General features: G+C 39.9%; 16 protein-coding genes. 2 read left to right on the top strand and 14 right to left on the bottom strand.

Translation table 11 applies throughout. From position 1 onward, the window contains the following. Nucleotides 1-9 precede the first annotated feature (9 nt). The 5 genes from AC1Q59_RS04920 to AC1Q59_RS04900 all read right to left on the bottom strand — a co-directional run bounded on the left by AC1Q59_RS04920 (nucleotide 10) and on the right by AC1Q59_RS04900 (nucleotide 4,391). Complete coding sequence (locus tag AC1Q59_RS04920; protein WP_492364678.1) at nucleotides 10-1,275, bottom strand: peptidase; 1,266 nt, start codon at nucleotides 1,273-1,275, stop codon at nucleotides 10-12. A 45-nt stretch (nucleotides 1,276-1,320) separates the two neighbouring features. Continuing rightward, nucleotides 1,321-1,983 (bottom strand): 3-oxoacid CoA-transferase subunit B, encoded by a 663-nt coding sequence (locus tag AC1Q59_RS04915; RefSeq protein ID WP_492364677.1) that lies wholly within the window; start codon nucleotides 1,981-1,983, stop codon nucleotides 1,321-1,323. Beyond that, nucleotides 1,968-2,660: a 3-oxoacid CoA-transferase subunit A gene (locus AC1Q59_RS04910; protein WP_492364676.1), complete on the bottom strand. Its 693-nt coding sequence runs from the start codon at nucleotides 2,658-2,660 to the stop codon at nucleotides 1,968-1,970. Before AC1Q59_RS04910 ends, AC1Q59_RS04915 begins: the two co-directional genes overlap by 16 nt. A gap of 3 nt (nucleotides 2,661-2,663) precedes the next feature. Further along, nucleotides 2,664-4,016 (bottom strand): aspartate aminotransferase family protein, encoded by a 1,353-nt coding sequence (locus AC1Q59_RS04905; protein ID WP_492364675.1) that lies wholly within the window; start codon nucleotides 4,014-4,016, stop codon nucleotides 2,664-2,666. Between the two features lie 195 nt (nucleotides 4,017-4,211). Next, nucleotides 4,212-4,391 (bottom strand): YjcZ family sporulation protein, encoded by a 180-nt coding sequence (locus AC1Q59_RS04900; protein WP_492364674.1) that lies wholly within the window; start codon nucleotides 4,389-4,391, stop codon nucleotides 4,212-4,214. A 220-nt stretch (nucleotides 4,392-4,611) separates the two neighbouring features. On the opposite strand from AC1Q59_RS04900, the gene AC1Q59_RS04895 reads away from it, so the two are divergent. Beyond that, nucleotides 4,612-5,382, top strand: coding sequence for a DUF4397 domain-containing protein (locus AC1Q59_RS04895; RefSeq protein WP_492364673.1), 771 nt, complete (start codon nucleotides 4,612-4,614; stop codon nucleotides 5,380-5,382). Between the two features lie 48 nt (nucleotides 5,383-5,430). Here the strand turns inward: AC1Q59_RS04895 and AC1Q59_RS04890 are convergent, their stop codons facing one another. The 9 genes from AC1Q59_RS04890 to ilvA form a co-directional block, all read right to left on the bottom strand. After that, nucleotides 5,431-6,012, bottom strand: coding sequence for a YpmS family protein (locus tag AC1Q59_RS04890; protein WP_492364672.1), 582 nt, complete (start codon nucleotides 6,010-6,012; stop codon nucleotides 5,431-5,433). Nucleotides 6,013-6,039: 27 nt separating this feature from the next. After that, on the bottom strand, nucleotides 6,040-6,843 hold the full coding sequence (locus AC1Q59_RS04885; RefSeq protein ID WP_492364671.1) for an SGNH/GDSL hydrolase family protein: 804 nt from the start codon (nucleotides 6,841-6,843) through the stop codon (nucleotides 6,040-6,042). A gap of 118 nt (nucleotides 6,844-6,961) precedes the next feature. After that, nucleotides 6,962-7,540, bottom strand: coding sequence for an SCO family protein (locus AC1Q59_RS04880; RefSeq protein WP_492364670.1), 579 nt, complete (start codon nucleotides 7,538-7,540; stop codon nucleotides 6,962-6,964). 91 nt (nucleotides 7,541-7,631) lie between these two features. After that, nucleotides 7,632-8,633 carry a nucleoside hydrolase gene (locus AC1Q59_RS04875; RefSeq protein ID WP_492364669.1) on the bottom strand — a complete coding sequence of 334 codons (1,002 nt, stop codon included), beginning with the start codon at nucleotides 8,631-8,633 and terminating at the stop codon, nucleotides 7,632-7,634. 86 nt (nucleotides 8,634-8,719) lie between these two features. After that, the gene (locus AC1Q59_RS04870) at nucleotides 8,720-10,345 is read right to left on the bottom strand and encodes an ATP-binding protein (protein WP_492364668.1); all 1,626 of its coding nucleotides are present in this window, start codon (nucleotides 10,343-10,345) and stop codon (nucleotides 8,720-8,722) included. A gap of 161 nt (nucleotides 10,346-10,506) precedes the next feature. Beyond that, nucleotides 10,507-10,758 carry a DUF2535 family protein gene (locus AC1Q59_RS04865; RefSeq protein WP_492364667.1) on the bottom strand — a complete coding sequence of 84 codons (252 nt, stop codon included), beginning with the start codon at nucleotides 10,756-10,758 and terminating at the stop codon, nucleotides 10,507-10,509. 97 nt (nucleotides 10,759-10,855) lie between these two features. After that, nucleotides 10,856-11,614 carry a twin-arginine translocase subunit TatC gene (gene tatC / locus AC1Q59_RS04860; RefSeq protein WP_492364666.1) on the bottom strand — a complete coding sequence of 253 codons (759 nt, stop codon included), beginning with the start codon at nucleotides 11,612-11,614 and terminating at the stop codon, nucleotides 10,856-10,858. Between the two features lie 67 nt (nucleotides 11,615-11,681). Further along, nucleotides 11,682-11,879 (bottom strand): twin-arginine translocase TatA/TatE family subunit, encoded by a 198-nt coding sequence (locus AC1Q59_RS04855; protein WP_492364665.1) that lies wholly within the window; start codon nucleotides 11,877-11,879, stop codon nucleotides 11,682-11,684. A gap of 162 nt (nucleotides 11,880-12,041) precedes the next feature. Then, nucleotides 12,042-13,310: a threonine ammonia-lyase IlvA gene (gene ilvA, locus AC1Q59_RS04850; protein ID WP_492364664.1), complete on the bottom strand. Its 1,269-nt coding sequence runs from the start codon at nucleotides 13,308-13,310 to the stop codon at nucleotides 12,042-12,044. Between the two features lie 178 nt (nucleotides 13,311-13,488). On the opposite strand from ilvA, the gene AC1Q59_RS04845 reads away from it, so the two are divergent. Further along, nucleotides 13,489-13,719, top strand: coding sequence for a hypothetical protein (locus tag AC1Q59_RS04845; protein ID WP_492364663.1), 231 nt, complete (start codon nucleotides 13,489-13,491; stop codon nucleotides 13,717-13,719). The last annotated feature ends 8 nt before the right edge of the window (nucleotides 13,720-13,727 follow it).

The raw sequence follows: 13,727 nt of genomic DNA, 5'->3' as shown, positions 1-13,727 counted from the left end.
AATATCAAATCAATCAATTGTTCCGCACCATTTCAAAATGGATAGTGCAATGATCTCTGCCGCATCGATAACGTCTTCAATGCGGACGTATTCATTGACATCATGGGCGACAGCTGTGATACCGGGGCCGAAGACGATAACTGGCGTATCCCCCACCCTTGAGAGGATACCTCCGTCGGTTCCCCACGGCGATGCCTCTATTATTGGATCTGTTTGTTTAACCTTCATAAAGCTTTCCATGACAGTATCCATTAATGGATGACCATCTTCAATTGCACCAGGCAGCCATCGTCCGCCAAACCATTCCACTTGCGGAGGATTTGCGTTCAGCCATTCATCCTGTTCCTTCAGCTCAGATAAGGATTCTTCCATTTCTTTTTGCGCATTTTCTAAGGTTTCCTCTGGGGACACGCCCATTCTGCCTTCAATGACCGCTATATCCGGCACAGACGATGGCCATTGGCCACTATTTATTTTTCCGATATTTATAGGAATCGGAATTGGCACATTTTCATACAGAGGATCATTGATCTTTATATTGCGGGTTTTCTCTAGCTTTTGCAGGCTTTCAATAATGAGCATCGCCTTTTCAATGGCATTTGTTCCTTCGTATCTTGTGCCCCCATGTGCTGATCGGCCTTTCACCGTTACCCTGAACCACATCGACCCCTGCTGTTTGGGGAAGATTTTCATATTCGTCGGCTCTGGGAGAATGGCGCCATCCGCTTTATAGCCTTTAATAACCGCGGCAAGGGTTCCCGCACCTCCGCTCTCTTCTTCTATAACACTTTGAAAAATCACATCGCCCTTCAGCCTGATTCCCGCTCTGATAATTGCCTCTATCGCCAGAAGCAGAGAAACGGTTCCCCCTTTCATATCGGTTGATCCACGGCCATATAATTTTCCATCCTCAATATGACCACTGTATGGATCTCTAGTCCATTCATTTCTGTCACCTTCAGGAACTACATCAATATGCCCATTTAAGATAATAGAACGGCCTCCTCCATCTCCTTTCAATACGCCAACCACATTCGGATTCCCTGAAAAGCTATTTCTGTCGGAACTAAATACAGGATGCTTCAGCAGTTCATCTTCGCCAATTTCCCAAATATCAAGGGCGAGGCCAAGCTCGCGGCATTTTTCAACGATAATTGCCTGTGCACCGCTTTCGTTGCCCCTTGTGCTCTCTTCTTGAACAAGCAGCTGAAGAAAACGGACACCTTCAGATTGATGATCACGCAGCCATTTTTTCACCTTTTCATCTGCCCGCATGCATACACTCCTCCCCGATTGTTTTCCTGCAACCAATTGAAACTATTATTCAATCACTCTCAGCCTTTCAGACACCAGAAAATCACATCCGGTATTCTCCCTAATTTCCGTAACGGTAAAAGGATCTAATAGTTCAGTAAGAATAAGGCCATTTTCACCAATCTGGAAGACAGCCATGTCTGTGATAATCATATCGACACATCCAGCAGATGTCAGCGGGAGCGAACATGACTTAACAATTTTTGGATTCCCGCGTTTATCAGTGTGGTTCATGACAACAATCACTTTTTTTGCCTTTTGTGCCAGCTCCATGGCTCCTCCCATTCCTGGAACCTTCTTCCCAGGAACAATCCAATTGGCCAAATCGCCTGTCTCACTGACTTCCAATGACCCAAGGATTGTCATATCCACTCTGCCCCTCCGAATCATGCCAAAAGCAATCGCACTGTCACAATAAGAAGCACCCCTAACAACAGTCACAGGAAAGCCCCCAGCATTGCATAGATTTTCATCCTCCTTGCCGCTTAGCGGACTTGGCCCCATACCAGTTATTCCATTTTCAGCATGAAACATGACGTGAACATCCTTAGGCAAGTAATTGGGAACAAGTGATGGAATCCCAATCCCAAGATTGACCACCATGCCATTCTTGATTTCTTCAGCCGCCCTTTTGGCAATTCTGCTGCGGATGTCTACTCCCATGCCCATTTCCAATTCACTCCTTTAGACGGGACAATATAATCAACAAAAACACCTGGTGTCATAATCTCCTCTGGATTGAGACTGCCAAGCGGAACTATTTCCTCCGCCTCGACAATTGTCAGATCTCCAGCCATTGCAACAAGGGGATTTGTATTTCTTGCACTCTTATCAAAAATTAGGTTCCCATACGGATCAGACTTTCTGGCATATACAATGGAAACATCCGCGGTGAGTGCCGTTTCCAGCAAATATTCCTTCCCGTCAATATTTACTCGCATTTTCCCCCCCGAAACCATTTCATTATCCATGCCAATATCAGAAAGAAAGCCTGCAAGCCCCACCCCACCGGCACGGATTCGTTCAGCCAGAATCCCCTGCGGCGAAAATTCCACCTGCAATTTACCTTCATTCATTAATTGTCCTGCAACTGGATTAGAACCGATGTGGGAAGCAATAACTTTTTTTGCTCTTCCCCGGCTGACGATCTTGCCTATGCCAATATGAGGGAAGCCCGTATCATTCCCAATCAAGGTCAAATTAGATATTTCTTTTTCAAGGATTCCATCAATAATGGTCGGCGGACTGCCAATACCGCCAAATCCGCCAAACAAAATCGACATCCCATCATAAAAATAATCCATTGCTTTTTCGACCGAAATCAATTTATTGAAGGTATTTTCCATCGCTTACTCCCCTTCTCCTGCGGACAAATCTTTCTCGGCAAATGTTTGTAAGGTCTGCTGCAAGCGCTTTATTAATTCGTCGATTTCCTCAATAGTAATATTAAGCGGAGGGGCAATAAGAACAGCATCCCCATTGACTCCATCGATACCCGCACCAGCGGGATACAGCAGCAGGCCACAAACTTGAGCCCGCTGAATCAATTTCTGTGTAAATAAAAAGGAACGAGGAAATGGAGTCTTCTTATCCTGATCTTCAACAAATTCCAGACCAATCATCAACCCTTTTCCCCGTATATCGCCAATAAATGTGAATTGTTCCTGAAGCTTTTTCAGATGTTTGACTAAATAGTCCCCTTTGGCATCCACATCTTTGATAATTTTATTTTTCTCAATATATTCAAGAACGGCCAAGGAAACTGCACATGACTGTGGATTTGCACTCAATGTATGTCCGCTCATAACAATTTTCGACCCCGAAATGATTGGTTCCATAACACGTTCACTGACGAGTGCTGCTGCGATAGGCGCATAGCCTGCCCCCATGCCTTTTCCAAGCGCCACAATATCAGGTTCTATATCCCAATGCTCACAGGCAAGCATTGTACCTGTTCGGCCAAAACCAGTCATCACCTCATCAGCAATAAAAAGGATGTTGTTTTGCTCGCATATTTCTTTAATCACTTTATAGTAGCCCTTAGGAGGTGTAATGGCTCCCCCTGAGGCCCCGATAACCGGTTCAGCGATAAAGGCAGCAATTTGCTCCGCACCGATTCGTTTTATGACAGTATCTAGTTCTTGGGCACAAACAAACCCGCAATCGGGTGCCTTACGATTGTATGGACATCGATAGCAATACGGGGGATGTATAACAGGAAAATCCTCCAGCAGCGGCACGAAACGTGCTCTCCGCCCCGTATGTCCCGACATCGAAAGAGCGCCTAAGGTAATGCCATGATAACTCATCCAGCGCGAAAGAACCTTTGTCTTTGTATTAATCCCTTTCTCTTGCCAATATTGAATCGCGATTTTCATACACGTTTCCGTAGCCTCAGAGCCGCTATTGACAAAGAAACACCAATTTAAATCCCCGATGGTCTGTTCCGCAATTTTTCTTGCCAGCTTTTCTGCCGCTTCACTTGTAAATTGTGAGCGGTAGACAAACGAAACACGTTTCGCCTGTTCAAGCATTGCGTCAATAATTTCTTTTACTCCATGCCCAATATTTGCCGTAATTGCACCTGATGAAGCATCCAAATATTCCTTGTCATCTTTATCATATAAATAAACGCCCTTCCCGTAATTAATGACCGGATAGTATGCTTCTAGCACCGGTTTAATGAGATTCGTATGAATCATAATGCTCCCTCCATCCAAGTTGAAGCAAATTTTAAACCATGGGCAGTATAGTAAATTGTATGAATTGAAAACTAAAATCTTTCATAAAGAATCTAAATGCAAGACGATTAGGCTAGGCTAATTCTCATTGCATAAAAAAACTGCCTCTATAGGCAGAGACAGTCAAAACAAATATTTTAGTAACATTACTCTATATTAACACCAGTTGCCAAAGCAGCTTGCGCCGATGATGATCAAAAGAATAAACAATACTACGATTAAGGCAAAACCGCCAAATCCACAACCTGGACCAGGGCCTGCATATGCTCCAGCTACTGGGTAGCCATATCCGCCAAATTCACAAGGGCTGCAGCCTCCGTAACCATATCCATACATATTCATTCACTCCTCGAATTTTTTAGGGCATTTTCAATATTAACTTATGAAGTGGGTGCTTGGCCTGTACGGGTATTAGCCTATATTTTAAAAATATGGCTAAGAAATATTCATTTGGGCCATATATGAAATTTGCGAAATAGACATCGGGATACAAGGCACAAACCTAAACCCGGATTCATATGATAGGGCATATACCATGTAGATAGGAGCGAGAGGTATGTCCCAAGATAGAAATACAAATGAATATTTAATAAAAGCCGGAATGTACGACCTATTGGCGAATTTCTATAAATATTCGAATCCAGATAGGCACATCGCCTATTATAAAGAGCATTTGAAATATATCCATCTGGCTGTACAATCGTCAAGGACAAGTATGATGCCTAGCCAGAGTTCAACGGGGCCTGCAGGACAAGGAAAGGTGCGGTTTGTCAATGCCTCTGCGGATGCTGAAAATGTTGATATTTATATTGACAGCCTGAAAATCTTCAAGGATTTCTCCTACAAAGACGCAAGCGGCTATCTTTCCCTACCATCCGGGAAGCATCAGATTGATATTTACCCAGCAGGAAATGCAACGACAACGATATTAAGCAGAAAGGTTGTTGTCGAGCCTGGCAAATTATACACATTAATCTTTGCTGGAACGAAAACGAATGTAAAATGGCTGGCCCTGGAAGACGACCCTCGGCTCCCGCAGGGTGAGACAAAGATTAGGTTCGCACATCTTTCCCCTGATGCGCCTGCATTAGATATTGCGGTGAAAAAGCGTGACGTTATTTTTTCGAATGTAGCTTATCGCGGCTATACTGATTATCTTGGCCTGTCACCTATGGTTATCGATTTAGAAGCAAGAGTCCAAGGTTCGAATAATATTGTACTGCCGATGCCTCAGGTTCAGCTAAAGCCTAATAGAACCTATACTATTCTAATCCTAGGTTCAGCTGCCGAGGAGCCTGGTATGGAAGCTATGATCCTAAAAGGTTAAATATAAAAAGGCATAAGGAGCTTCACATTAAAGTCCTTACGCCTTTTTTTATTTGACAGGCACCATTAAAGTTACTAGAATTTGATCATTGGCCAAGTCAAACTCATCAACCTTTACCCGAATATCACTCTTTAATTTCATCTTTTGCAATGAAACATATATCTTCTCGTCTTTTGGCTGAATGTAAACCCATTCAGGCATTTGATATCGGTCCTTAATGAAATTCAGCACATAGGAAACAGGGAGCTGAAGCTTGCCGACATAAATGGATTTCTGCTGAAGAACAATATCACCATTATCCAAAGGGATCGGATCAAACGTAAGCTTCATCTGGATTTCATTGCTGAAAACGGAAACCGTGCCATAAAGCTCTACCTCTTCGCCAAGCACAACCCGATAATCAACAGGACCCGTTAATCCTTCTTTATCCAAATAATGATTAATTACCTGGTTTAAATCCTGTTTATTAGTCTGAATTTTAAAGGGAACATAGCTGTCCAAGTCTGCCTTAGGCGCCGAATAACTTTCTTCCTCAACCGGAAGGCCCGCCATTACCCAAAGACCAATAATAATTAGCATATTAATGCCTAACAGGGTAATAAATAAATTTCTCCATAGTTTATTCCTCAACGGTCATTCTCCTTATTCCCCAAAGCGTTATTGACGGAAAAATTGATCTAACGCCTCATTTGTAAGAGTGCTATAGATCCGCTGTGCCATTAATTCATAGCCCTTATCATTCGGATGAAAGTAATCCTTGTATAATAGCTCTTCTGATCCTTCATCAAAGATATCCTTTACCTCTACAAAATGGGTATCTGGATATTTAGATAGGATTTCTTTGCTTGCTGCATTCCAGTTATCAATAATGTCATTAATTTCGCTAATATCAGCAAACCACTTGATAAAAGGATTATAAAGGCCGACAAGCACAATGGTGCTCTCTGGGCTATCACTGCGAATATCTTTTATCGCTTTGTCTAAATTTTTCTCGTAAATCTGTTTTTGCTGTTTAAATGCTTGGAAGCTTAGCTTTGAAAAGTTTTCGCGGACCACCTTCATCATGTCATTTCCGCCTATGGTGATAATGATCATATTGGCGTCCTTAACAGCTTGCTTCACCTTTTTGGAGTGGAGTCTTTCCAGCAGCTGGTCAGACCGGTTGCCTTTGACACCAAAATTCACTATATTTACACCATCAATACCTTTATCTTTTTCGAGCAAGTCCTTTAAGTAGGGCACATATCCTCCGCGTTTTGTACTGTCACCAACCCCTTGTGTCAGGGAATCACCCGCAGAGACAATCGTAATATCTTTCGGAATAAAATCTGCCGGCAAATCTTGCTTAATCATAAGAGATGTTTCTCTTGACTGGTTTAAGGAGCCAATATTGGATGAATGTACTTGACAGGAGGCCAAAACAAATGTGCAGAGAATAATGAAGATTAACTTGCATTTCATATCATCACCCGCCTTAATTTCGAAAAAACTTCTTTGCTGATCGGGGGAAGAAATATTCACAGTATTTATATTATATCACGCTGACTGCTAATCATTAAAAAAATAGACCTAAATAGGTCTATTGAAGTGTTTTCATATCGCTAATAATTTGCTCAAACGGTATATCTTCAAGGCCAGAATACAGCTGCTGGATCTTTCCTTCTTGGTCAACTAAATAGAAATAAGACTGGTGAATAACGTTTGGGTCATTTTCAGGCTTTTTCACAATTGTTTTAAAATGATCCATCGCAAATTTCTCAATTTCTTCCTGACCATAACCAGTTAAGAAATGCCAGTTTGACAAATCAGCTTCAAATTGTTTGGAGTACTCTGTCAACACTTCAGGCGTATCAACAGTCGGATCCACGCTAAAGGATACAAACTGAATATTTTCAATTCCTTCATCTTTGGCCATTTTCTGCAGCTTTGCCATATTAAAAGTCATCGGCAGACAAATATCAGGACAGTTGGTATAAATGAAATCCGCCACCCATACTTTCCCTTTTAAATCTGATAAACCAAATGAACTATTTGTTTGATCAGTAAACGTGAAATCAGGAACCGGCCAGTTTTTAGCATTTTCTATGCTCTTGCTGCCGCAGGCCGACAGAACAAAAACTGTCAAAATCATAATGACTGTAACAAACCTTAATTTCATTTTTTATCTCGCTCCTCTATGTATTCGCCCCTTATTCTAGCAGACTAATACGGAGGAGGAAAGAAAAAAGTACGGCAGATTTGTGAACCTATCATGTTCCAGGCTGTTTTTCATTGATATTCTCCGTAGATGACCTCATGATTTCAAAAAAAGATTTAATAAAGGATGCATAATTAAATTTTGTAGCTACCTTATGAATTTTAAAATCGTTTTCCTTAGTATCCGGTTTTTTCCTAAAGTCGCCAATACTTTCACCAAAGGCGATGCCCCTATCAACAACAACTTGAACAGGGACCTCTGCCCACTCTACCATTGCATCATCAAGAATGGACCATAATGTAAATGTATCATGCATGGGACTGCCGCTTATGCCTGGATTGGATGTTTGATAAAAAGAATAATAAAAATCCACCATCGGTTTAATTATTAAACCAAGCTTATTATTAGTCGATTCATAGTAGGCATGAAGGGAATTAACGGTCGCTGGTGTAATAATGGCAGACATAGTCACATCCAACGGACAAATATGAAGCTTTTTTGGTGCCTGATTAATTAATATTCTGGCTGCATAAGGGTCACCATAAAAGTTTGCTTCGGCTGCTTGTGTTACATTTCCTGGGACAAGGAATGCTCCTCCCATAATATAAAACTCTTTTACATTTTCCATCAAATTAGGATATAAGATAAAAGCTGTTGCCAATGAAGAAAGTCTGCCAATATTAACAATATATAAATCATTTTTATATTTTTCAATCAATGGTTTAATGCCATCAAAGTTTTCAAATAAATCTTCATTGACCTTAATGTCAGGAATGATGGGGCCTAGACCAGCTTCTCCATGAACCTCAGGATAATAAACCGGCCTCTCCCCTGTCAATGCCAATTCTGCTCCGCCGAAAACCGGCACTGTTCTAACCCCTGTTAATTCTTCAAGGTAAGAGGCATTCGCTAATGCATTTTCTCTGGATACATTTCCGTAATCAGCAACCACGCCGACGAGATTAATTTCCATACAAAAATAGGCGAATATAATAGCAACCGCATCATCCACACCAAAATCACTAAAAAGAAGGACGTTCTTCAATCTACACACCTCCTGCGATTAATTTATTCAGAAGGAAGGTAAATTAGTAACTAATTAATCATCACAATGATAAAAAGCAGCCGTGCCAAGGCTGCTTAACATTCTAAATCTGCAAGAGGGACAAAAATTCTAAAGGTCGTTCCTTTTCCTTTTTCACTTTGCACCTCAATAATCCCTTTCATTCTATCAATAATTTGATAACATACCATCAGACCAATTCCAGTTCCTTTTTCCTTTAATGAATAAAACGCTGTACCAAGCCTGTCCAGCTCGTCTGAACTCATGCCAATTCCGGTATCATTAATTTCAAATACACCATATTCCTCCGTTTTATAGACAAAAAGGCTCAGTGTACCGCCATTTTTCATCGCTTCAATTCCATTTTTTAATATATTGATTAATACCTGTTTAAGCTCGCTTGTATTTCCTTTAATAAAAACATCTTCAGGAAAGTCATATTCAAATACAATATTTTTCGACATTAGCGCATAGGAGTTCATTAGATCAAACACATTGGACGCAAGCAAGCCAGCATCCACTCTCTCGATCCGTTCCATATCGGGACGTGCCAGGGAGAGATAATCATTTATGATGGTCTCTGCACGATTTAATTCGTCGATCATTAATTTTATGTACATCCGTTCTTCTTCACTCATTTGTTCTTTAGCTAAGAAAATTTGCAGAAAACCTTTAACAACCGTCATTGGATTTCTAATTTCATGAGCAACAGAGGCTGCAAGCTGACCAATAGCATTCATTTTTTCCGCACGCTGCAGCTCACGCTGAATCTTTGTTCGCTGCAGGATTTGGTCCATTTCATCAATCGCGGACTCCAATCTATGCATTGGTTCAATGGTCCGTTTGATTCGCCCTATCTGCTCTGTTGTCGCAGAAAGCCTTTCAAACAGCATTGTAAGCTGTTCAGTCATATAATTAAATCTATCGGCAAGAATTCCAAGATCCGACTGGTTAGAGGATGTCAATTTTACATTGAAATTTCCGGCACTGACCTCATTCAGGCCTGTAATAATTTCATTTAACGGGCTCAATACCTTCTTAAATCCCCTCTTTAAAATAAAAAAGCCAATGATCATTGTAATAGCAAAAAAGCCCAATAAAAAGAGAGTAAAATTCTTTTTATATGTATTAATAATTTCCGCATCAATATCGAGGCTTAAAACACCTGCAACTTCCCCATTATATCCAATAATCGGAGCAAAGGCAGCAATCCACATGCCATATTGATCGTGATAGATCTTTGTTGAGACTACCTTTTTTTTCGTTAATGCTTCGTTGTAGGCCTGATAATAAATGTGCCCCGGATAATAATAGGAAAAGCTTGGGACACCTAATTTATGATAGCTTTCCGAGCTTACTAAGACTAATATACCTTCATCGGTCATTTTCGGAGCCAGAAGCAGTGCATGGTTATAATAAGCCTTTTCATTCACCACTGTCAGTTTATTTTTCAAACGGCGGTATAGGGGATGGTCAGTGCTTCCCACTTCAATAACTGTTCTCAGGTCCCGATGATTAATGGTAGATCCCCATAACGAGGTCATTTCTTCTGCGCGGTATCTTAGCTGCTGCTCCATTTGTTTTGTCAGTATAACATGACCGATCACAACGGTAGTGGCCACAAGAAAAAAACTAATAACAAAGGAAAATAACAATACTTTTTTAAACACTGGCAGATTATTTATATGTTCCTTCACTCTCATGTAACAATCCCTCTATTCGCCACTTTTACAGAATCTTTTTCGACACGAACCACGCAATTTCCTTTAATACTACAATAATTTTACAGACTTTGCGCGATATATTGGCCAACTGCATGGTTAAAAATAAAAAGAGTATCGGCTGGAAACCGATACTCAAAAAATTAAGCATTATTTTTTAGCTCGTACGAACAAAATAATTGCTCATATACTGGCCATTTTAAGACTCTTTTTAAATATTCCTTGAATGAATAGCTCTTTCTGGCCCTCATATCTCCGTAGACAGAGGAAATAAAAGATTGTAAACGGACTTGAATCATGAAATAAAATGGGCTATTTTTCTTTAATACAGGTATTTCTGTAATTCTTACCTTCTGTCCAACAGCATTTTTGAACTCTAGGCTTTTGAATAGCAAAATATCAATCCTCTTTTTTACCCGTTTGTTTATATTATACACCAAAAGGAGGCTAAAAAGATGTCTTTTTATGGCAATAAAAATTTTTTTACCTTGGTTAGTTTTCATCAATAGGTTCGTATTCACTAGCCCTTTCTAATTCCTGATCTTTCTTTAACTTTCGTTTATAAACAAAGCCTGATAAGCTTGTGCTGATCTCGTAGAGAACGATAAGCGGAATAGCAACAAGAATCTCGGTAATCAAGTCAGGCGGCGTAATCGCAGCAGCGATGATAAATAAAACGAAGTAAGCGTACTTTCTTATCTTTTTTAACCAAGTTGGATTAATGATGCCCAAAGAAGTTAAAAACATAACAATTACTGGCAATTCAAAAAGAACACCAAAAGGAAGAGTCACGCTCATAATAAAACGAAAGTATTTTTCTGCTGTGAAGCTAGGTTCCATCATTTGGCTTCCAAGATTCACAAGGAATTCCATGATAATTGGGAAAATAATGAAATAGCCAAAAGCAAGACCGCCGATAAATAATAAAAATAGCCCTGGAATATAGGATAGTGAAAGCTTTTGTTCCTTTTTGGTCAATCCTGGCTTAATGAATAGCCAGATTTGCAGAGCCATAACTGGAATGGTGCCGGCAATGGCTACGATGGAAGCAAGTGAAAAATATACCCAAACGATATCGCTCGGGCCCAAGATAATCAATTTTGCATCAAGATCACGAACAAACCATTGATAAATATCCTCAACATATATAAACCCAACAATAAAAAATGTGAAAAAGGCGACTGCAGAAATAATCAGCCTTTTCCGCAATTCATCTAAATGTTCAACAATATTTTGTTCTTTATCTGCCATGCTATACGTTTCTCCTAGTGCTTAGCTTGAATGATGAAAAAAAAGGGCAAGATAAACATCTTGCACCTTATTTCAGCGTTTTTTTCTGATTTCCGTCTTCAAATTCTTCCATGACATCATCTGTCAATTCTTTTGTTGACTTTTTAAATTCTCTTAATGTCTGACCGAATGCGCGTCCGATCTCAGGCAATTTTTTTGGACCAAATATTATTAATGCGATAATTAATATTAATATTAATCCAGGAAAACCGATGTTTGATAGCATTAAACATCCTCCTTCAAAGAAAATGCTTTGGTTCATTTACATTATAGTGTTTTTGTTGCCATTGCGGCGATAGGAAATCAAAAGTTCATACATAATTCACAATTCGAAAGGCCTTAGCCAGTATTCCTCTCACCACTTGCTATTATAGTATTGTTTGTCCAATTAAACAAGCAAATGAAAAAGATTACTGTCATTATTAATTTCCATATAAGAAAAGCCCTTTTTATTCATTCGCTGAATGAGGCTTGCATAATCCCCGCTATGCTTCATTTCAATTCCCACTAAAGCAGGCCCATTGTCTTTATTATTTTTCTTCGTATATTCAAATCTTGTAATGTCATCTGTAGGCCCCAGCACTTCATCAAGAAATTCTCTTAAAGCCCCGGCACGCTGAGGGAAATTAACGATGAAATAGCGCAGAAGCCCTTCATATAATAAAGATCTTTCCTTCATTTCCTGCATTCTTCCGATATCATTATTCCCGCCGCTAATCACGCACACAATATTCTTCCCTTTAATTTCATCTTTATAAAAATCAAGGGCAGCAATTGGCAAGGCACCTGCAGGTTCGGCCACAATCGCATGCTCGTTATAGAGTTCAAGAATGGTCGTACAAACCTTCCCCTCAGGAACAAGAATAATGTCATCAACAAGCTCTTCACAAATATCAAACGTCTTCTCCCCTACACATTTCACTGCAGCTCCGTCAACAAATTTATCAATCTTATCTAGCGGAGTCACGTGGCCATTATTTACTGATTCCCTCATGGAACCAGCTCCTGCAGGTTCTACTCCAATCATTTTTGTTTCAGGAGAAATGCTCTTTATATAAGTACTTATGCCAGACATTAAGCCGCCGCCGCCAATACTTGCAAAAACGTGATCGATTGGTTCCTCACAATCGTTAAGGATTTCAACAGCCGTCGTACCTTGGCCTGCAATCACCTTTTCATCATCAAATGGATGAATAAATGTGCTGTTTTCCTCTTTTACACATTTCATTGCTTCATTATAGGAATCATCAAAGGTATCTCCAACTAAGATGATATCAACATATTCCCTGCCAAATAATTCCACCTGGCTAACCTTCTGCCTAGGCGTTGTAGCTGGCATGTATATTTTTCCTTTGACGCCTAAATATCTGCAGGCATATGCAACACCTTGAGCATGGTTTCCGGCACTGGCACATACGACACCATTTTTCATTTGTTCTTCTGTTAATGAGTTGACGGCATAAAATGCTCCTCTAAGCTTAAAGGACCGAATATGCTGAAGATCCTCTCTTTTTAGATATACATTACACCCGTATTTTTCCGAAAGCCGTTCATTTTTTTGTAACGGTGTATGGGCAACGATATCCTTAAGCTGCTGGTACGCAATCAAAATTTCCTCCAATTGCACCCATTTTTTCTTGATTACCTTCTGTTCCATACTGTCACCCTCACTTTTCACACTATTAATTTGTACATTATAACACTTGTAAGAAGTAAATTTAACGTTATAATTAAAAAAATAAAAATTTTTGGATTTTCAGCGAATAGCAAGTTCATCTTCCGACATATAATATCGAATATTAAGAATATTACTTTTATTGAGAGGTGGTGGGGATATGGAATTTTCTCTTTGCAGTCACGATTGTGCCATGCCTGTTGAAGTAACCTTAGATGAAGATAATGGCCGTTATATGATTCGTAAAAGCGATTCAAGCGGAGAATTTTTCAATACGCCATATGAATTAATCCATTGGGTCAAAAGTAATTTTTCACCAGAGGAATTCTGTGACCCTGCAGAGTTCCAGCAAATGCTCAAAAAACTCACGGACTATTTAACCAATGCCTAAAACGAAAA

This window comes from Cytobacillus sp. MT66 (assembly GCF_058792595.1).
Note: the sequence above shows the minus strand (reverse complement) of the source record. Positions and strands in the feature narration are given on the sequence as shown.